This window comes from Herpetosiphon llansteffanensis, from assembly GCF_003205875.1.
Classification (GTDB): domain Bacteria; phylum Chloroflexota; class Chloroflexia; order Chloroflexales; family Herpetosiphonaceae; genus Herpetosiphon; species Herpetosiphon llansteffanensis.
On sequence record NZ_PUBZ01000116.1, the window covers coordinates 20,054 to 39,173 of the forward strand.

16 protein-coding genes and 1 rRNA gene are annotated in these 19,120 nt (G+C 50.1%); 12 read left to right on the plus strand and 5 right to left on the minus strand.

What is annotated here, in order from left to right; translation table 11 throughout:
• Positions 1-91: 91 nt before the first annotated feature.
• On the plus strand, positions 92-1,087 hold the full coding sequence (locus tag C5S61_RS18630; protein ID WP_110517372.1) for an aldo/keto reductase: 996 nt from the start codon (positions 92-94) through the stop codon (positions 1,085-1,087).
• A gap of 34 nt (positions 1,088-1,121) precedes the next feature.
• On the opposite strand, the gene C5S61_RS18635 is transcribed toward C5S61_RS18630, so the two are convergent.
• Positions 1,122-1,829: a hypothetical protein gene (locus tag C5S61_RS18635; protein ID WP_110517374.1), complete on the minus strand. Its 708-nt coding sequence runs from the start codon at positions 1,827-1,829 to the stop codon at positions 1,122-1,124.
• A gap of 522 nt (positions 1,830-2,351) precedes the next feature.
• On the opposite strand from C5S61_RS18635, the gene C5S61_RS18640 reads away from it, so the two are divergent.
• The 9 genes from C5S61_RS18640 (at position 2,352) to C5S61_RS18680 (ending at position 14,618) form a co-directional block, all read left to right on the plus strand.
• A complete protein-coding gene (locus C5S61_RS18640) occupies positions 2,352-4,433 on the plus strand; it encodes an alpha-L-arabinofuranosidase (protein ID WP_110517376.1) in 2,082 nt (693 codons plus the stop codon).
• A gap of 12 nt (positions 4,434-4,445) precedes the next feature.
• Positions 4,446-5,489, plus strand: a complete 1,044-nt coding sequence (locus C5S61_RS18645; RefSeq protein ID WP_110517378.1) for an RluA family pseudouridine synthase — start codon at positions 4,446-4,448, stop codon at positions 5,487-5,489.
• Complete coding sequence (locus tag C5S61_RS18650) at positions 5,486-6,250, plus strand: sulfite exporter TauE/SafE family protein (RefSeq protein WP_110517380.1); 765 nt, start codon at positions 5,486-5,488, stop codon at positions 6,248-6,250. The genes C5S61_RS18645 and C5S61_RS18650 overlap by 4 nt, the downstream gene beginning before the upstream one ends.
• A 381-nt stretch (positions 6,251-6,631) precedes the next feature.
• A complete protein-coding gene (locus C5S61_RS18655; RefSeq protein WP_110517382.1) occupies positions 6,632-7,732 on the plus strand; it encodes an ABC transporter ATP-binding protein in 1,101 nt (366 codons plus the stop codon).
• A 57-nt stretch (positions 7,733-7,789) separates the two neighbouring features.
• Positions 7,790-8,653: an ABC transporter permease gene (locus C5S61_RS18660; protein WP_110517384.1), complete on the plus strand. Its 864-nt coding sequence runs from the start codon at positions 7,790-7,792 to the stop codon at positions 8,651-8,653.
• Positions 8,631-9,512: an ABC transporter permease gene (locus C5S61_RS18665; protein WP_110517386.1), complete on the plus strand. Its 882-nt coding sequence runs from the start codon at positions 8,631-8,633 to the stop codon at positions 9,510-9,512. Before C5S61_RS18660 ends, C5S61_RS18665 begins: the two co-directional genes overlap by 23 nt.
• A gap of 37 nt (positions 9,513-9,549) precedes the next feature.
• Positions 9,550-10,671, plus strand: coding sequence for a polyamine ABC transporter substrate-binding protein (locus C5S61_RS18670; protein WP_110517388.1), 1,122 nt, complete (start codon positions 9,550-9,552; stop codon positions 10,669-10,671).
• A 294-nt stretch (positions 10,672-10,965) separates the two neighbouring features.
• A complete protein-coding gene (locus C5S61_RS18675; RefSeq protein ID WP_110517390.1) occupies positions 10,966-13,047 on the plus strand; it encodes a hypothetical protein in 2,082 nt (693 codons plus the stop codon).
• Positions 13,048-13,436: 389 nt separating this feature from the next.
• Positions 13,437-14,618: a hypothetical protein gene (locus tag C5S61_RS18680; RefSeq protein ID WP_110517392.1), complete on the plus strand. Its 1,182-nt coding sequence runs from the start codon at positions 13,437-13,439 to the stop codon at positions 14,616-14,618.
• Positions 14,619-14,676: 58 nt separating this feature from the next.
• Here C5S61_RS18680 and C5S61_RS18685 read toward each other — a convergent pair whose 3' ends face one another.
• Genes C5S61_RS18685 through C5S61_RS18700 form a run of 4 tightly spaced genes read right to left on the minus strand, consistent with a single transcriptional unit; the run spans position 14,677 to position 17,511 of the window.
• Positions 14,677-15,171 carry an adenylyltransferase/cytidyltransferase family protein gene (locus C5S61_RS18685; protein WP_110517394.1) on the minus strand — a complete coding sequence of 165 codons (495 nt, stop codon included), beginning with the start codon at positions 15,169-15,171 and terminating at the stop codon, positions 14,677-14,679.
• Between the two features lie 7 nt (positions 15,172-15,178).
• Positions 15,179-16,174 (minus strand): bifunctional heptose 7-phosphate kinase/heptose 1-phosphate adenyltransferase, encoded by a 996-nt coding sequence (locus tag C5S61_RS18690; protein WP_164689626.1) that lies wholly within the window; start codon positions 16,172-16,174, stop codon positions 15,179-15,181.
• Positions 16,175-16,195: 21 nt separating this feature from the next.
• Entirely contained in the window at positions 16,196-16,972 is a 777-nt protein-coding gene (locus tag C5S61_RS18695) for an SDR family NAD(P)-dependent oxidoreductase (RefSeq protein ID WP_110517398.1), read from the minus strand.
• Positions 16,969-17,511 (minus strand): protein-tyrosine phosphatase family protein, encoded by a 543-nt coding sequence (locus C5S61_RS18700; RefSeq protein ID WP_110517400.1) that lies wholly within the window; start codon positions 17,509-17,511, stop codon positions 16,969-16,971. Before C5S61_RS18700 ends, C5S61_RS18695 begins: the two co-directional genes overlap by 4 nt.
• A gap of 190 nt (positions 17,512-17,701) precedes the next feature.
• Between C5S61_RS18700 and sfsA the strand changes: the two genes are divergently transcribed.
• Together sfsA and C5S61_RS18710 are read left to right on the plus strand one after the other, a co-directional pair.
• Positions 17,702-18,400 carry a DNA/RNA nuclease SfsA gene (gene sfsA, locus C5S61_RS18705; protein ID WP_439109059.1) on the plus strand — a complete coding sequence of 233 codons (699 nt, stop codon included), beginning with the start codon at positions 17,702-17,704 and terminating at the stop codon, positions 18,398-18,400.
• A gap of 652 nt (positions 18,401-19,052) precedes the next feature.
• Positions 19,053-19,120: ribosomal RNA gene (locus C5S61_RS18710) — 16S ribosomal RNA — on the plus strand; the annotation flags it as partial.

Genomic DNA, 19,120 nt, shown 5'->3' on the forward strand with positions numbered 1-19,120 from the left:
TGGGCAATATACTAAGAGCAATAGGCAAGCAATTTCAGCCCCAAACTTCTATACTGATGCTAGACCAAATTTCGCTAACAAGGAGTTTGCAATGCACCAACGAACGCTTGGCAACGGCGGCTTGATCGTTTCTGAAATTGGCTTGGGCTGTATGGGCATGAGCCAAAGCTATGGCCCCGGCGGCGATAAACAATCAGCAATTAACTTAATTCATACGGCGGTTGAGCGCGGCGTAACCTTCTTCGATACCGCTGAAGTTTATGGCCCCTACATCAACGAGGAATTGGTTGGCGAGGCGCTGGAGCCGTTTCGCAATCAAGTGGTCATTGCTACCAAGTTTGGCTTTAATTTACACCCCGATGGCAAACCAGGTTGGTCGGGAGTTAATAGTCATCCTGATCAAATTAAACGCGTAGCCGAAGCATCGCTCAAACGGCTGCGGATTGAAGCCATCGATCTGTTTTATCAACATCGCGTCGATCCGAATGTGCCAATTGAAGAAGTAGCTGGCGCGGTTAAAGACCTCATTCAACAAGGCAAAGTTAAGCATTTTGGGCTTTCCGAAGCTGGGACGCAAACGATTCGCCGCGCGCATGCAGTGCAGCCAGTTGCCGCCTTGCAAAGTGAATATTCGTTGTGGACGCGCGAACCGGAAGCTGAGATTTTGCCAGTTTTGGCAGAATTGGGCATTGGCTTTGTGCCGTTCAGCCCACTGGGCAAGGGCTTTCTGACTGGAAAAATCGACCAAAGCACGGTATTTAGCGAGGGCGATATTCGCAAGAGTATTCCACGGTTTAGCGCTGAAGCCTTGCAAGCCAACCAAGCCTTGATTGATTTGTTGACCGAGATTGCCCACCAAAAACAAGCCACGCCTGCCCAAATTGCCTTGGCATGGTTGCTAGCCCAAAAACCATGGATTGTGCCGATTCCTGGCACGCGGCGCTTGGAACGCTTGGAAGAAAATCTGGGTGCGGCAGCAATTACGCTGACTGATACCGATTTGCAGGCGATTGAACAAGCAGCGGCCTCGATTACGATTCAAGGCGCGCGCTACCCTGAGCATTTACAAAAAATGACTGGTTTATAGCAGCTTGCGGCGTTGGAATATTCCAGCGTCGCGCTTATTTATTTGGCGGGTTTGGCCCAGGAATTGGCTCGCGTATGATTTCTGGCTCAAACCCAGTTATTTCGCTTCCCAAACGCCCCAACAATACCTTAAATTGATCAGGATTATCGGGATGCCACTCGAAGCGGGCGCGCTCGAACCATTGGGTAATCACCTCAGCACCATCAGCATTTAGCTCAAATTGGGCACTGGTGAGCGGTAAGCCAAAGAGTTGCAACGAACGCGCATAGCTATCCAAGCCTGCGGTGGTTGTGCCATGGCTTTGCCAATACTGCTTGAAACCCATGCCATCAGTTTGATTACAGACGTTATGCCCGGTTTCTTTAAACCACAAACAATCAGCGGCAGGCCGGCGTGCTGCTGGCTCCAATTCGCGGTTGAGTTGGGTCATGCGCTCTTTGCCAAGCAGGCCAATTTGAATTTCGTAGGGCGTGCCAGCCAAGGTGTTGTTCTGCTCCAAGCGTTGGCGCTCAGTCCATTGCATAGTGAGGATTGGGCCTTGATCTGGTGCTTGATAACGATCTTTCGCGCTAATCGGGTAGCCAAAAACTGGTAGACCGCCATTAGCGACCCAATATTGATCAAATGGGTCTTCAACACAATAGGCTTTGAGTTCGGGGAAACAATAGTTGCTGGCAGCAGTGCTGGCGCGAATTGGCACGACCAACAACATACTCAGGAGCAATAATTTCAGCTGTTTCATGGCAAAACTCCTTGCTTTGGCTGCGAGTATAGCATAGTTAATGAGGCTTCTGGCTTTTGGCTAGCGGAAAATCATTGAGGTTTGGCAAGAAGTGGTTGGCACAGGACGGAATACCGATCCCCTTCCAAGGGTAGGTTTTGAGCGATTGATGGTGGCATGGAGCGTTCCCTCACCCCCAACCCCCTCTCCCACTGAACGCGGGCGAGGGGGCGAGGACTCTTTTTTACGAAGGAATTGGGGAAGAACCATGGCGTTAAAGCCCCAACCCCGCTCCCGTGGCGCGGGGTTGGGGTGAGGGGATCTTAAGACCTACCCTTGTACGATACCGATCCCCAGCCCATAGCCCCTAACCCCTATTTTTTGACTTTTGATTTCATTCTTATCGTTATGATCTTCCTTTCATCCTTCATCCTTCATATTCTGACCCCCACTTTTAGTTAATAATACTAAATTTTTTAAGTTTATTCTTTAGATTTTTTTACTATAATCGAGCTATGTTCAATGATGATCAGGAGGCAATGGATGCGACGTTTGGTTCAACTTTCGCTGCTGATGGTGTTGGGTGTCGCATGGCTTGGTTCAACGCGGGCACATACCGCAGTTCCAACCGGAACTTCAATTGTGTTTGATGAAGCCTTGGCAACCGGTTGGCAGAATTGGTCGTGGAGTACGGCAGTGGCGTTTGATAGTACAGCCCAAGCGCATACTGGCACAAAATCGACGGCTGTGACCTTTGAGGCTTGGGGCGGTTTTTCGCTGCACTCACCTGGATTAATTCCTGCTGAGGCCTTGAACGGCATTAGTTTTTGGGTCTATGGTGGCACTGGCGGAACCCAATTTAATGCTGGCGTAACCACAACCGATGGTGGCAATATTGTCACACCAGTGCTGATCAATGCTCCCGCTGGCGAATGGACGCAAGTTCAATTGACCATGGCTCAGTTGGGTAATCCCAGCGCAGTTTCACGGATCAATCTACAAGAATCCACGGGCGTAGCCCAACCAACGTTCTATCTCGATGATATTACCTTGAATGTGGTTGATTTTGCTCCTCCAGGCACGGTTAATGTGACGATTGATACCGATCAAACGGTGCTTGACTTTAGCGCTCGCAATGCATTAGGCACAAACTACGGCATGTGGGGCGTGGAAGCCGCAGCCAACCCAACCTTTCTTGCGCGGAGTGGCGCGTTGGGCAATATGACGATTCGTTTGCCCGGCGGCTCGATGAGCCAAGATCATGGGGCGATTAACTGTGAATTGGGTGCTGGCAACACGATTGCCAATGCATGGCCATGCAATTACGAATGGGCCATGACCCCCACCGATTTTATTGAGTTTCTGAGCGCAACTGGTCGCGATGCAATTTGGACGATCAATACTAATGTGACTTCGGGCGAAGCCGCTGCTTTGGTAGCCTTCTTCAATGGCGAAGTCACTGATCAACGTGCGCTTGGAACCGATCACAAAGGCGTAGATTGGCGCACCGTTGGCTACTGGGCGCAACTGCGGGCCAGTCATGGCAACCCTACCCCAGTCGGAATTAAATACTGGGATTTTGGCAACGAAACCTATGGATCGTGTGTTGCAGGCTGGGAAGTTGGCTGGAGTTGCGATGGCGCTGAATATATCAACGGTTTGACAACGCCTGAGCGCCACGAAGGCTATATCGACGTTCGCGCCGCGATGAAGGTCGTCGATCCAACGATTATGGTTGGTGTTACCGCATTGGCCAGCCCAACCGAATTCAACAATTGGACAACCAAGGTGCTGACTGAGGGCGGCGACATCATTGATTACATCGCGATTCACCCCTATTCGTTTGTTGATGTACCAAACAACGATGCCTTGGGCCGCTATTTGATGCTTTCGCGCCCGCAAAAGCAATGGCCCGAAGTCTTTGCAAGCACACGCCAAGCAATCGCCGATTTTGCTGAAGGCCGCGAGATTCCAATTATGATTGGCGAATACAATTTGAGCGCTGGCTGGCCCTACGATCCCCAAGCGATGATGACCAAAGCGCTAAATATGTTGTTTATTGCCGATACGACTGGCCAAATTATTCAAGGCGATGTGTTGGCGGCTAATCATTGGCTGTTGAATGGCAACGTCCAAACCAACGGTACCGATTATGGCTTGATTGGCGATGTGCCAAGCTACACCCGCAGCCCCCAATATTATGCCTTCCATTTGTGGCAGTTTTTTGGCAATCGCTTGCTTGAATATACCAGCGATGCTGATGCAGCAACCCAAATTAGCTTCTATGCTGGTAGCGATGGGCATACCATCTCGCTCATGGCGATCAACAAAACTGGTCAAGCGACGACCACCAATGTGCAACTTCGCGCCGCTGGGGCCGTTATTCCAGCAATTTCTGGCTCGATTGATGTTGCCCAAGCAGCAAGCCTCGATGCGACCACAATCACGTATAATGGCCAAACCAATGTGAACGATGATTTTAGTAATGCGCAGACGATCGAATTGACTGATGTGGGCGAAACCACAACCGTCACGCTGCCCGCCTACTCAATCACGCTCTTGCGGTTTGCAACCGACGACAGCGCCTATACCCTCTACAATCCGTTGGTGCTGTTCAACAAATAGAACGGATAGATTGTGTTCGACCCATTAGCCGAATTGTCGGCGCTTGATCAACGGGTACTGTGCGATTTAGCCGCACAGTACCCTGTTAAATTAACCCTTGAACCGCCAACCGCAGGGCTACCATTGTGGCAACTGTTAATTGAGCGTTTGCAGCTCTCCGCAACCTTGGCCCAAACCCTGATGGTGCGCGGCGCAATTTGGATCAACAGCGTGCGCGTCAATGATCCTTTGGCTGAAGCCCCGCCAGCAGGTGAATTGGTGGTGCATACGCCGCCAGCTGGCTTATATGCCAACCCAATTGTGACCCCAGCAGACATTATGTTTGAGGATGAATGGATTTTGGTGCTGAATAAGCCCGCTGCTTGGTATAGCGTGGCCACGCCATGGGATACGTTTGGTCATCTCGAAGGGGCGTTGGCACGCTTTTTCAGCCAGCGCGCTGGCGAAGCAGTGCCGTTTCATCTCGTCCATCGGCTTGATCATGGTACTTCAGGCGCGTTGATCGTCTCGAAAAATCCCAGCCTCAACAGCCGTTTTCAGCGCATGTTTAACGAGGGTCGGGTTGAAAAAACCTACCTTGCGCTGGCCAGCGGCGTGCCAGCATGGCGTGAATTAGAGGTTGTCACTGGCCATTCACGCGGCGAACATGGTTTGTGGTCGGTCTATCCCGCAGCGATGATCGATCAATTATATGGGCCGAAGGATCGTCGGGTGCGGCGGGCGCATACCAGTTTTACCCTGCGGGCTACGGGAGCGAACGCAAGCTTATTGGCCGCCCGTTTGCACACTGGGCGCACGCATCAAATTCGCTTGCATGCGCTGCATGTTGGCCATCCGTTGGTTGGCGATCAACGCTATGGTGGCATAACGCAGCTTGGTAATTTAACCGTGACTGAGCAATTACTACACGCTGCATGGTTGCAATTTCCCCATCCGCGCTATGGCTCGATGCTTGAACTCACCGCGCCAGTGCCGAACCTTTGGCACGAGGTTGGTGCTGCAGTTGGGATTGATCTGCAAGCTGAATTTGTGCAAATAGGAAACCCCGCGCTATGAGCTTATTCATTCTTTGTGCTTTTGCCTTGTTGGCTGGCTTTATCGATGCGGTTGCTGGTGGCGGGGGCTTGATTCAATTACCGCCCTTGTTGATTTTGCAAAAAGACGTTGCGCCTGCATTCGTGCTGGGAACCAATAAATTTGCCGCAGTAACGGGCACGGCTACGGCAGCAGTCAATTACAATCGGCGGGTGCGGGTCAATTGGCGCATTATTGGGCCGGGTATGCTTAGCGCTGCGTTGTGCTCGTGGCTTGGAGCGCGGGCCGTCAGCTTGATTCGGCCAGAGCTATTTCGACCAATTATGCTGCTGTTAATCATTGCGATGGCAATTTATACCTTTAAACGCAAGGATTTTGGCAGCGCTGCCCGCGAAACCAAAGCCTCGGCGCAGCCAATTCCCTATGTTTTGGGCTTTTGCGGCCTGATTGGCTTCTACGATGGGATTTTTGGGCCGGGCACTGGCAGTTTATTGATGTTTGCCTTCGTGGGGATTTTGGGCTTCGATTTTCTGCAAGCCTCAGCCTCGACCAAAATTATTAATGTAACCACCAATGTTGCGGCCTTGGTACAATTTCTCAGTGCGGGCCAAATTATCTGGCACTTGGCGCTCCCAATGGCGGTTTGCAATATTGTCGGCGGAATTATTGGCTCACGCATGGCATTGGCCAAAGGCAGTCAGTTTGTGCGCGTGATCTTTCTTGTCGTCGTGGTTGGGGTCATTTTGCGCTACGGCTACGATATTGTGCAAAGCATGATTTAGAAGGATGAAGGATGAGGGATGAAGTCTGAAGTCAGAAGGATGAATTATGAGGGATGAAGTCAAAAGGCAGAAAACAAAAAAGGATACAAGGCTATCGGCTATGGGCTATCGGATAATTGTTTGTGGAATTCGGGCAATTCGTAGCTAAAATGTTCATGGCTATGGGCTATCGGAACAAGAATCACATCAATCTGTGGCGAAAATGACTCATTCGTGGAATTCGCGGTTTCAAATTTTGACTTCTGACTTTTGCTTTCGATTTTTGACCCTTACCCTAGATCTAGAATACGAGAAAAACAGTGTATAATTCAGCATCCAAATGGTATGCATCTTGCATGATTCAGGAGGGTTGGTTCGCGCACTAAGGAGGCACGCACTGCAATGAACACACCCACTTGGGCGGTGGAACTTGACCACGTAACCAAAGAATTTCGCGGCAGTACAGCCGTTCGTGATGTTTCTTTAAAAATCGCGGACGGTGAATTTTTTTCCCTACTTGGCCCCTCTGGCTGTGGTAAAACCACGCTACTCCGCATGATCGCTGGCTTTGAAAACCCTAGTAGTGGCGATATTTACATCGAAGGTGAGTTGATGGGCGAAACGCCTGCGAATCAGCGCGATGTGAATACTGTTTTTCAGAGCTATGCCCTATTTCCACATATGTCGGTAGCTGAAAATGTGGCCTTTGGCCTGCACATGAAAAAGATCAACAAGGCTGATGTTGCCACCCGCGTGAAGCAAGCGCTGGATATGGTGCAGTTGCATGCATTTGGCGAGCGCCGCCCCAAGCAACTTTCTGGTGGTCAGCAACAACGGGTTGCCTTAGCCCGCGCCTTAATCAACGAGCCAGAAGTGTTGTTGCTTGACGAACCCTTGGCAGCGCTTGACCTGAAATTGCGCAAAGAAATGCAATTGGAACTCAAAAGCATTCAGCAGCGCTTGGGCATTACCTTTATCTTCGTGACCCACGATCAAGAAGAAGCCTTGACCATGAGCGACCGCATTGCGGTGATGGAATTGGGCAAAGTGCTCCAAGTTGGCCAGCCAACCGAAATCTACGAACGCCCCAAAACGCGTTTTGTCGCCGATTTTATTGGCGAATGCAATTTTATTGATGGTACGGTGATGGCGGTTGAAAACGGTGCGGTAACTCTTGAGACAACTGGCGGCGTGCGGGTTGTGGGCACTGGCATGTTTCCAGTTGCTGCTGGTGATCATGCGGTGCTGGCCGTCCGGCCTGAGAAAGTCCGTTTGGTTGAAGGCCAACAGCCCCAAGGTACAAACGTTTTTGCTGCAATTGTTGAGCGGGTTGCGTATATTGGCTCTGATACCCGAATTATTGTGCGTTTGCCTGATGGCTCGCCGTTTGATGTGTGGGAAGCAAACACGGTTTCGACGCTTGACCCAAACCAATATTATACCGCTGGCGACCCTGTTTTTGTTACATGGGCCACCCAAAATAGCCTAATTCTCGAACGTTAATCGTACTCTGCTCAGGTTTGTTGGTTTGTGCAAACAAGCAACATCCATGGGGGAACTATGTATAATGCGCGAACTGAGCAACGTCGTGCCTGGTTGCAAGCCTCGCCTGCCTTAATCTGGTTGGGCTTCTTCTTTTTGGCTCCCTTGGTGCTCATTCTGATTTATTCATTCCAAGGCCGCGCCGACGATGGCACGGTGTTGTGGAACTGGTCGCTGGCCAATTATCAAAAGTTGTTTGCCGATGGTGCATTTTGGCGCACGCTCTGGCTTTCAACCTGGATTGCGTTGGTGGTGACGGCGATCACGTTGGTGGTCAGTTATCCGCTTGCCTTTTTTATGGCGACGCGCAGCCCCAAACGCCGTGGTTTGCTGGTGCTGGCGGTGATGATTCCGTTTTGGACCAACTTTCTGGTGCGGATTTACGCTTGGAAAGTGTTGCTTGGCAATAATGGCGTGGTCAATCGCTTTTTAGATCAATTTGATCTTGGGCCATTGCAAATGATCAATAACCCAAGCGCGGTGATTATGGCGCTGATCTATGGCGAATTGCCGTATATGATTTTGCCGCTCTATGCAGCGCTTGAACGCTTCGATTGGGTGCAGCTTGAGGCAGCGCGCGATTTGGGCGCTGGCCGCTTCCAAACATTTTGGCATGTCTTGTTGCCGCAAACCTTGCCAGGCATCACTGCTGGCTCAATTTTGGTCTTTGTGCCAACCGTCGGCACCTTTGCGGTCTCGGATATTTTGGGTGGCACGAGCGTCAACATGGTGGGCAACACCTTGAGTTTGCAATTTGGCTCGGCCTCGAATTGGGCTTATGGCTCAGCAATTTCGATGATCTTTATGCTGCTGCTCTTGGGCGCAATCTTGCTTTATTTCAAAGCCACACGGGAGGTGAATGATGGCGAAAATCCTGGCTGATAAGCGCATTGAAACCAAGCACGGGCGTTCGCGTCCGGTGGCCAAACGGCACATGCCTTGGGGTACATGGGCGCTAACGCTGAATGCGATTTTCGTCTACACCTTCTTGTATGTGCCGATTATTGTGTTGGTGTTGTTCTCGTTTAATGCGGCCAAAGTTGGTGCGCAATGGCAAGGCTTCACTTTGCAATGGTACAACGAGCTATTCGCCGATGCCCGTTTGGGCGATGCGCTCTGGACAAGCCTTAAAATCGCTGGTTTATCGACCATCATTGCCACGACGATTGGTACGTTGGCAGCGTTGGCCTTGGAAAAACGTGGTTGGCGCGGGCGCAAAGCCTTTGATACGGGCTTGTATTTGCCAGTCATTATTCCTGATGTGGTGATGGCTGTCTCGCTGTTGGGTTTCTTTACCTTGGCCTTTCGCCAATTCCAAGCCTTGTTAGGTTTGAATTTGGCCATGGGCTTGTGGACGGTCATCATCTCGCACGTGGCGTTTAATATTTCGTTTGTGACGGTTGTGGTTGGCACAAGTTTGGCCAACTTTGATCGCCGCTTGGAAGAAGCCGCTGCTGATTTGGGCGCAACGCCATGGCAAACCTTTTGGAAGATCAAGTTTCCCTTGATTGGGCCTGGGGTTTTGGGCGGTGCGTTGCTCTCGTTCACGCTTTCGCTTGATGATTTTGTAGTAACCTTTTTCACTCGTGGCCCAGGGGTCAACACCTTGACCACCGAAGTTTACGGGCGAATCAAAAAATCAATTTCGCCTGAGATTAACGCAATCTCAAGCCTGATGTTACTTGGTTCAACGATCTTGGTGCTGACTTCGTTGTGGATGCAACGTCGCCGCCAAGCCTAATCAATAACCTAATTTGTGTGTTTAAGGAGTTTGATTGATGAAACTAAACCGCTTTGGGCTGTTGCTCATGGTGTTGAGTTTGTTGGTGGCCTGTGGCGAAGCAACCCCAACCACTACGCCGCCAACTACGCCAGCTGGTACGGCAACTGGGGGCAATAGCGGCTCAGTTGATCGCAGTAAGCTCAGCGAAACGTTGCGTATCTATGCTTGGGGCGAGTACATTCCCGAAGATGTGCCCCAACTTTTCGAAAGCGAATTTGGCGTAAAAGTCACGGTTGATACCTATTCATCGAACGAAGAAATGGCCGCCAAAATTCGGGCTGGCAATTCGGGCTACGATATTGTTCAGCCTTCAGATTATATGGTAGCATTGTTGGCCGAGGGCAACTACTTAGCCAAAATTAATCTGGCCAATATTCCAAATGTTGCCAACATCGATCCTGCCAACATGGGCTTGTATTACGACCCAAACAACGAATTTTCAGTGCCCTACTTGTGGGGAACCACCGGCATTGCCTACGACAAAACCGCAGTTTCGCCAGCGCCAACCAGCTGGTCAATTTTGTTTGATCCTGCTCAGCTGAGCGCCTACAAAGGTCGCGTGAGCATGCTCAACGACGAGCGCGAAGTGATTGGCGCGGCCATGCTGTTTTTAGGTAAAGATCGCAACTCCAGCGATCCTGCTGATCTCGAAGCTGCCAAAAAAGTCTTGCTTGAGCAAAAACCTTTGCTGGCCAAATACAACAGCGATAATGTCTACCAAGATTTGGCTTCAGGCGAGGTCGTTTTGGCCCAATCGTGGAATCTCTACACCGGCTTGGCCATGATCGAAAACGAAAATATCGAATGGGTCATTCCGCAAGAGGGTGGCGTGATTTGGCAAGATACAATGGCGATTGTGGCTGGCTCGGCCAACCAATATACCGCCGAAGTGTTTATTGATTTTATGAATCGGCCTGAGATTGCTGCCAAAGTTGCCGATTTCACTGGTGCATTAACCCCCAACGTCAAAGCTGAGCCATTGATCGGCGCAGAACTCAAGGCAGTCTATCCCAAGATCAAGCCTAGCGCCGAAGATCGCAAGCGCCTCGATTGGCTGCGCAAAGGCCAAAATGCCACCGCCTTCTCCGATGTGTGGTCGGCAGTTAAATCGCAATAACTAAGAACAGAGAAGAACATAGAGCATAGAACATAGAGCATAGAGCATAGAACATAACCGTTATGCAAAGGACATGGAGCATCAAACGCTGCGTGTCCTTTGTGGTTTAACGGTAAAAACTAGGGCCAAAAGTTAAAAATGGTTAGCAGGTAGTCCTTTTTACATATTGATCACTAGATAATTGATATGGTATTTATATCTACGTATACAGCATGATCGGCATGTCGGGCTGTATGCAGGAGATCGTTGGTAGCGAGATGGTTGTGTGGTGATGTTTTGGCCTAGGAGTCGTTCATGACAGCCTCGTTTAAACACTGGCGCGGATGGTTATTGGCAGCGTTGGTTGGTTGTACAGCAATTCCGCTAGCGCTTGCGCCGGTTCAAGCACAAACAAACACTAAATTGAATTGGGATCGGTCTCAAAATCAAGCAACGCTGGTTAATTCAGCAGCCTTGACCAGCACTCAAGCCTTGACAGGTACGTGGGAACCCAATATTGCCAATGTTGAGCCAAATACTGGGATTGTGCATACAACCACAATTGGCCCAAATGGCGATTTATATCTTGGGGGGTATTTTACCCAGATTGCTGGGGTCAATGTTAATGGGCTGGTGCGTTGGGATGGGACGCAGTGGTCAGCCTTACCTACAACTGAATATGATTGGACAACCTCGTCGCCCTCGTTTAAGTCGCTGAGCTTCGTTGGCGATGATCTGTATGCGAGTGATTATAATCTCAATATTGGTGGCCTGACTGGGCTTGATCTTGCTCGTTGGGATGGGACGCGCTGGCATGCAGTTGGCAGCGGAATTGGCGATAATGGCGTTATTCATCAGCTCGCTGGTTATAACGGTGAGTTGTATATTTTTGGCGATTACACAAGCTTTAATGATGTTGCCGCGCTCAATTTTGTGCGCTGGAATGGCACAACCGTGACATCCATGACCGCAATGCTCGAATCAATTGATACGGTCGATGTGCTGGTTGCAACCTCGAATGGAGTCTATGTTAGTGGTCAGAATGAGCGGAATATTGCCCAGCTGCGCTATTGGGATGGCACAAGCGTGCGGAGCCTGCCCATAACGGTTGCACCAAACTCAATCAAGGTTTTTAATGATCAGCTGTATGGGGTCAAAAATCTGGATGCTCAGAGTTCAGCGTTGATGCGCTGGAATGGCACGGCTTGGGTTAGCGTCGTGGATTCTGCGCCAGGGATGATTATTGATTATGCTTTAGATGCAGACCAAACCTATCTCGAAGTATTTCGTCAGAATGACATTCACCACTATAGCTACAGCAATCTGAACCTTGAGTTATTGGCTGATTGTGCATGTAGTGGCAATTATGGCTTACATTTATCGCATAATCGGCTTTTCGTGACCAGTAACCTTGGCACGCCATTGATCTATTATGCGAATGATCAATGGCATGATGTGCCGATGTATAGCTCGCCACTGGCGAAATTAACTGCTGGCGATCGTTCAGCCTATATTCAGACTGATCAATTATTGAGCTGGGAGCAAAATAGCTGGCGGGTTGTGCCTCATCCAGCGGGTTTTGCGGTTGTTAATCACATTCAGGCAACCGATGATCAAGCGTTGTATGCCATCAACTCAACTGATGAAATCTACGACCAAGTTGTGTATCGCTATGATCATGACATGAATACTGTAACCAGCTTACCAATTATTCCGAATACGTTCCTTGGCGATTTATTTATTGTCCATGGCGAAACGCCGGTTGTTGCCAGCACAACCACCATCTATTATTGGAATGGCACGAGTTGGGATAGCCTGCCATTGCCGTCGGACAGTCCTAGCTATGACCTTGAGGTTTTTGGCTACGATCAACAGCTGTATGCCTTGGTGGTATCGAATAATAATGGGATCTATACTAGCCTGATTCATCGCTGGAATGGCACTGCGTGGGTTGCGTCGAGTCCAACACTCAACGGGGAGACCTATGATGTTGATCTTAATGCTAACGGCCTTTACTTGGTTGGGCAATATACCAATGGCAGTGAGCATTCGCAATTTATGCATTGGAATGGCAGCCAATTCAACGTTATTGCTAGCTCAAATCTCATTATTGATGAAGTTGAGGCGACCGATACAGGCGTGTATGTTGGTGGTTGGTTTAGCCAAATCGGCAACTGCACATGCTACAACCTTGGCTATTGGAATGGTAGTGGCTGGCAAGCAGTTGGCGGCGGCGTAAATGGACGGGTCGCAGAACTGGCCGTATCTGGTGATCGGCTGTTTGTGCGTGGCGCGTTCAATCAAGCAGGCACGATAACGGCTTTAGGGCTTGCGAGCTGGAATTTTGCGAGTGCCGCGCCGCAATATACCATCTATCTCCCCTACACCATTAAATAAATGCTCATGGCTCAGGATCGCAGCTAATCCTGAGCCATTCTTCCGCTGCGCCGTTGCGTTAAAAATGCGACTCTTTTTCGCCACGAATGACGCGAATTGCCTGAAATATATTTTAGCCACAAATTTCCACAGATGATTTGGTGGATCGTTTGTTAGCCAACAGCCTGCCACTTTCATTCCTCATCCTTCATTAAATATTTAGTACTTTTAGCCTATCAATACATAGGTATAGAATGTTGGATACTCTATCCTTAAAGACCATTAATCCATAGCTAGCTAAACAAGATCATGGATAAGGTTCGCTATTTGCGAGCGCTCGTTCAATCAGCAGCGTTATTAAAACTGCTGACGATGTTTCATGTGCCACCTAGTTTTGAGGAGGAATCCATATGCGTCGGTTTTTGACGTTCGTTATGGTGTTGCTGGTCGTTAGTATTGGGATTGTGCCTGATCCTCGATCAAACGCCGCCTTAGCATTAACTGATCAGCGTGACCGCTCGCAGCCTATGCTTGATAGAGTGCCAACAGCGTTCGTGGAAGGGACATGGAATCCGACAATTAACATGTTAGATATGAAAATCAATAGTATGGCCGTTGCAAACGAACGGGTCTATATTATCGCTTGGGTGGATGGACCGAACTCTGAGCCTCAAGCTCTGCGGGCATGGAATCCGCTAACTCAACAGTGGACGGTGCTTCAAGCGAATACAGCGAGCAATAGCTGGACTAAGTTACAAACAGGCCGCGATGGTCGGCTTTATGCGCTGCATACAATTTATGGTAGTTCAGGAACAGTTCCTCAGCGGCTGGTTTCAACCTTCAACGGATCTGAATGGGTTGATGTGACTCCAGTAGCCCCTTTGCCGGGCAATAGTTTTAATTCATATATTGCGCTCAGCAATACTGAGATCTATATGATTGATAATAATCGCAGCTTGCTGATTTGGAATGGTACAACGTGGACGATTAAGCAAACCCATGAGGATGGGCCTGGAATTGAGGGGATTGCTGACTTACAACATTGTGGTGATGGAATATATTTCACCTATGTTGAGGCGATGCAGGTTAATGAGCATGTTGTTGTTACGCTCGAAGAGCTACGCAAATATACACCGGCAACGGGCACTATTGCGGCTAGTGGAGGGCGGGTGAAGATGGCGATTTGTGAGGGCAATAATCGCTATAGCTTTATTAAGGAAAAAATTTACTTTGAGTTGGCAAATACTCCGACTCGCACCTTTACTGCTAGCTATGCTACATCGTCAACAATTCCTTGGGTGCGTGCGATGGTCCGCATTGGCGGTTATATCTATGTTACTGGCAATTTTGATACCGTTGATGGGGTTAAGACTGGGAATATAGCCCGCTGGAATGGCAGTCGGTGGGAAGGGCTTGGGCCTGAGTTTAGCCCGTATCGAGTCTCTACCGATGCTATCGTTGGGCTTGGCCATCAGGTTTATGTTGCTGGCTTTTATCTTGAGAGTGGCACTGGTGATGGGCGACATATTGCGGCATGGGCTCCGACTATGCCCTATACAACCTATAATCCATTGGTAATCCAAAAACCTTAATCAAACGTCTGCAACCGTATTTAATGGCTCAGCATGAATTCATGCTGAGCCATTTGGTTTATTCGCTGCGAATTTTGGCAATCAAGTTGCTGGTCGATAAGCCAGCTTGATATTGAATCAGCTCAACTTGCCCACCGTAGGCTAAAACGATGCGAGCTTCGGGCAGCTCTTTGCCGCTGCTTGTTTGCTCAGGATGCGCATAGTCGCCACCCTTGACATAGACATCAGGTTGCAAGGCAGTGACTAATGGCTCAGCGGTAAGTGAATCAAACAAGGTGACATAATCGACTGCACGTAAGCCAGCCAAGACGATTCCGCGCTGCAATTCGGGCACAATTGGCCTAGTTGGGCCTTTATAGCCACGCACCGAGGCATCGCTGTTTAAGCCCACAATTAACAGATCGCCGAGCGCGCGCGCTGCTTGCAAATAGCTAACATGGCCAGCATGCACCAGATCGAATGCACCATTGGTAAAAACAACGGTTAAGCCCTGTTTGCGCCATTGTTGGCGGCGCGCGACTAATTCTTCTAAGCTGCGGAATGGAGAGTTCATCGAGGCCTCATGCAATCTGACCAAATTGGATTAATGCGCTTTGGAGTTCGTTAGAGCTAACCGTGGCCACGCCAATGCGACGCACGACCAAGGCTGCCGCTGTGTTGGCAAGTTGGGCGGCAATTAATGGGCTATGGCCAGCGCAAAGGCTCAGCGTCGCAGTCGCAATAAAGGTATCGCCTGCACCAGTTGCATCAAAAACCTCGCCAATTGGCACCGCTGGAATGTGATGGATGCCTGCTGGATCGAGCAACGAAAAGCCAGCGCCGCCTCTGGTAATCACCACCGCCGCCAGCTTGAGTTGATCGCGCAAGCGTTGCAAGCCCTGTTCAACCTGCTGATCATTGGGCAGTTGCTGACCCAACCAGGCTTCTGCTTCGCCCAAATTACACTTGAGAAAATCGGCTCCAGCGTAGGGTTCAAAGCGGCCTTGGCTATCAACCGTCAATAATACCTGATATTGTTGACATAATTTTTGAATATGTTGAATTAGCCGCTCGCTAAGCCAGCCAACCCGATAATCGGAGCACAGCACAGCATCGACTTGGGGTATCAATTGGCTCAATAATTCGATCGCCTGATCTTCGAGGCTGGGGTCGACAGGCCGCCGATCAATTTTATCGAGCCGTGCTACTTGCTGGGCGACGGTTAATTGCACCGAGGCCAAAATGCGGGTTTTGGTGGTGGTTGGGCGTTGCTCATCACGTAATAGGCCAGTTGTACTGACCTTGCGTTTATGCAACGCATTAGCTAATTCTTGGCCCGCCTGATCAGCTCCAATCAAGGCAACGATGCCTGCTGTGCTGCCAAGCGCTGTGATATTGGCCGCAGGGTTGGCAGCGCCACCAGGAATTGTCCGCCGCTGCTCAAATTCTAAGACCGGAATTGCGGCCTCGCGCGAGAGCCGTTCGGGCTTGCCATACAAATATTCATCGAGCACAACATCGCCAACCACCAGTACTCGGCGATTGGCGAGCTGTGCAACATGTTCAAGCGTGATCATGCGTGTTCTCAACATCCAAAATTAACCAACCAGCTTCACCAACCAACGGGTGAACGCTGGGAAGATACGATAAACTACTCCAAACAGATGAAAAAACCGAGGAATAACCCGCTGAGTTGTGGGGTTGGCCGCCACATGCAACACAATATCAGTCACATCGTGGGGCTTGAGCATGCCAAAAAGCGAAGCAAAGCGCGACATCTTATTGAAGTCTGCTGATTCAAAAAATGGCGTAGCAATCGGCGCTGGGCAAACGATCGAGCATTTGATTGGCGTGCCACGCAGCTCGATTTGCAACGCTTCCGATGCCGCCATCAAGGCATGTTTTGAAGCCGAATAACTGCCCATATTGTGGGTTGAAACCAAGCCAGCCACCGAAGCCACATTCACAATATGGCCACTATTTTGCTTGTGCATCACGGGCAAAACGGCGCGAATACAATGCATCGCACCAAAATAATTAACCGTCATCATGCCTTCGAGATGTTTCCAATCGATGTGCTCAATGGAATCGAACACCCCATAGCCAGCATTATTGATCAGCAAATCGACCCGCCCAAATGTTGCAACCGCTTGATCGATCAAGGCTTGAACTGCATCAACATCGCTGACATCGGTGGCAACAGCAAGGGCTTTGGCTCCTGTTTGGTTAATTGCGGCAGCAAGATCGTTTAATTGATCAGCTGAGCGAGCGGCCAGCACCACATTGGCTCCGCCTTGGGCTAAGCCTTCAGCAATTAATTTTCCAATGCCTGATGATGCGCCGGTAACGATGGCGGTTTTGCCAGCAAAACTCATGACGTTGCTCCTTGCTGTGCCCAATCGTGGGCAAACTGCTCTAATGCTTGGCGTTGCCAGGGATGCAAGTGAACAATTGGGCGACGCTCTTTAACTAAATTCCAAGCGTTTTCGAGGCTCATGCCTTCGGCGATGAGGACAGCGGTACATAACGTTGCCGAACGGCTCATGCCAGCGTGACAATGGATGAGCACTTTGTGGCCAGCTTTGGTTGCCTGTTGCACAAAGGCGACACCTTGTTGCAACGCCTCAGTGGTTGGGGCTTGGCGATCTTGGGTTGGCAGCCACAAATAGCCCTCGTTGCCAAGCGTGCCAAAGCGATCTTGGCGTTCTGCTTGCAGATTGACCGTCACGCGCACGCCTTGAGTGTGTAATATGTGCCAATCGTGTTCATCGAAAAAACCGCCGAGGTAAAGCTGATCAGTAATTTGGCTTGCTCGCGGCACAACCTTGCCGCCGAGGCGACGATACAGTCGGCGTGTGCCCATGACGAGCTTCGAGCGCACAATATAAAACCAACGCTGCAAAACGGCCAGCATACCTCAATCCTTTGTCAGTTTTTGGGCTAATCAACGACCGAAAGCCATTGTACCACGCTGTACCAAGCCTGTTCACCGCGCTTTGTTTGAACCTGATCGGGCTATAATGGCTACGATTTTTTATAGTTGCAAGGCGCTTGTGGAAACAAATTCGATTCAAATTGCGTTGGTGGGTGGTGCGCCCTTGGTGATGGCCAGCTTTTTAGAGCGCCCAAACCAATTTTTGGTGGTTGCAGCCTTAGCCGATGGCTCAATTGTGCAGGCTCATATGGCTGATCGTGGCCGTTTGTTGACGAAACTTGTGCCAGGTGCGCAGCTTGTGCTTGGCCACAAACCAGCGGAAGGCCGCAAAACCGCCTATCAAGTGGCGGGTGTTTATGAGGGCAACGAACTGGTTTCGTTGGATACAGGGTTGCCAAACCGTTTAGTTGAGGCTGCTTTGCGGGCGCGGGCTTTAGCGCCGTTTGCTGCATACAGCCATGTTGAGCGTGAAGTCAAACATGGCGCAAGCAGGTTTGATTTTGGCCTAGCGCCAGCGCCGCCGACCCATGCTAAGCGTCATGGTGGCGATTGCCCATGGTTGGTTGAGGTAAAAAGTGTTGGTGATGCAGCTGGCGGCTTGGCCTTGTTTCCCGATGCGCCGACCGTGCGTGGGCGACGACACTTGCTTGAATTGGCCGAATTGCATGAACAAGGGCGACGTACAGCTGTGGTTTTTATTGTGCAGCGCGGCGATGCCCAACGCGTTGCTGTCAATCGCCAGATTGATCCAGCATTTGCAGAAACTTTGGCGTTGGTTGCTTCTCGCGGCGTTGAAATTTATGCCTATCGTTGCCCCTTGAGCCTTGCTGGCATTCAGTTGGCCGAGCAACTGCCAGTTGAAATATAAAGGATGAGGGAGGAGGGAGGAGGGAGGAAGGCAAAGTAGGGGTCAGGGGCTAGGGGCCAGAGTAACGTCAAAAGTCAAAAGTCAAAAGTCAAAAATCAAAAATCAAAAATCAAAATGGAGGTCGGGGGTCAGGGATCGGGGTCTGGGGATCAGCGGTTAGGTCAATAGCCCTTCGTGTTCTTTGCGCTCTTCGCGGCCTTCGCGGTTTCGTCCTTCGTGTCCTGCGTGGATCAGGATGATGGCATTTGACAAGCATTCCAATTTGCGGTAGAATCCACGGGCTGTCAACGCATGACTGAATCACATCGGTCACGACACCAACAACTGACAAATTCACCCACGCCTGACTGATTTGACAAGGATTGGCGGCTGTGGTAGAATCCTCAGGCTGTTGACCGACAGCGACGATGTTTGCTCAACATCACACAATTTGACGATTTGTTCCGCTCCGATGTGCATCTGCCATCAGCGGATTTTTTATCGCCAAAATCGCACCTTTCCAACTGATGGGTGCTGCGTCCGCAGCACATTCCATGCATCATATTTTTCTTTTTTTGTCACCGTCAAGCCGTTGGTTGTTGATCTACCAACACAACAGAGTGACCGTGCTTCCGCTCTCAAAATCAGAAGCACACGCAATCGCTTCGGCGATTTGTCGGCGAGTTTGATCCTGGCTCAGGACGAACGCTGGCGGCGTGCCTAATGCATGCAAGTCGAACG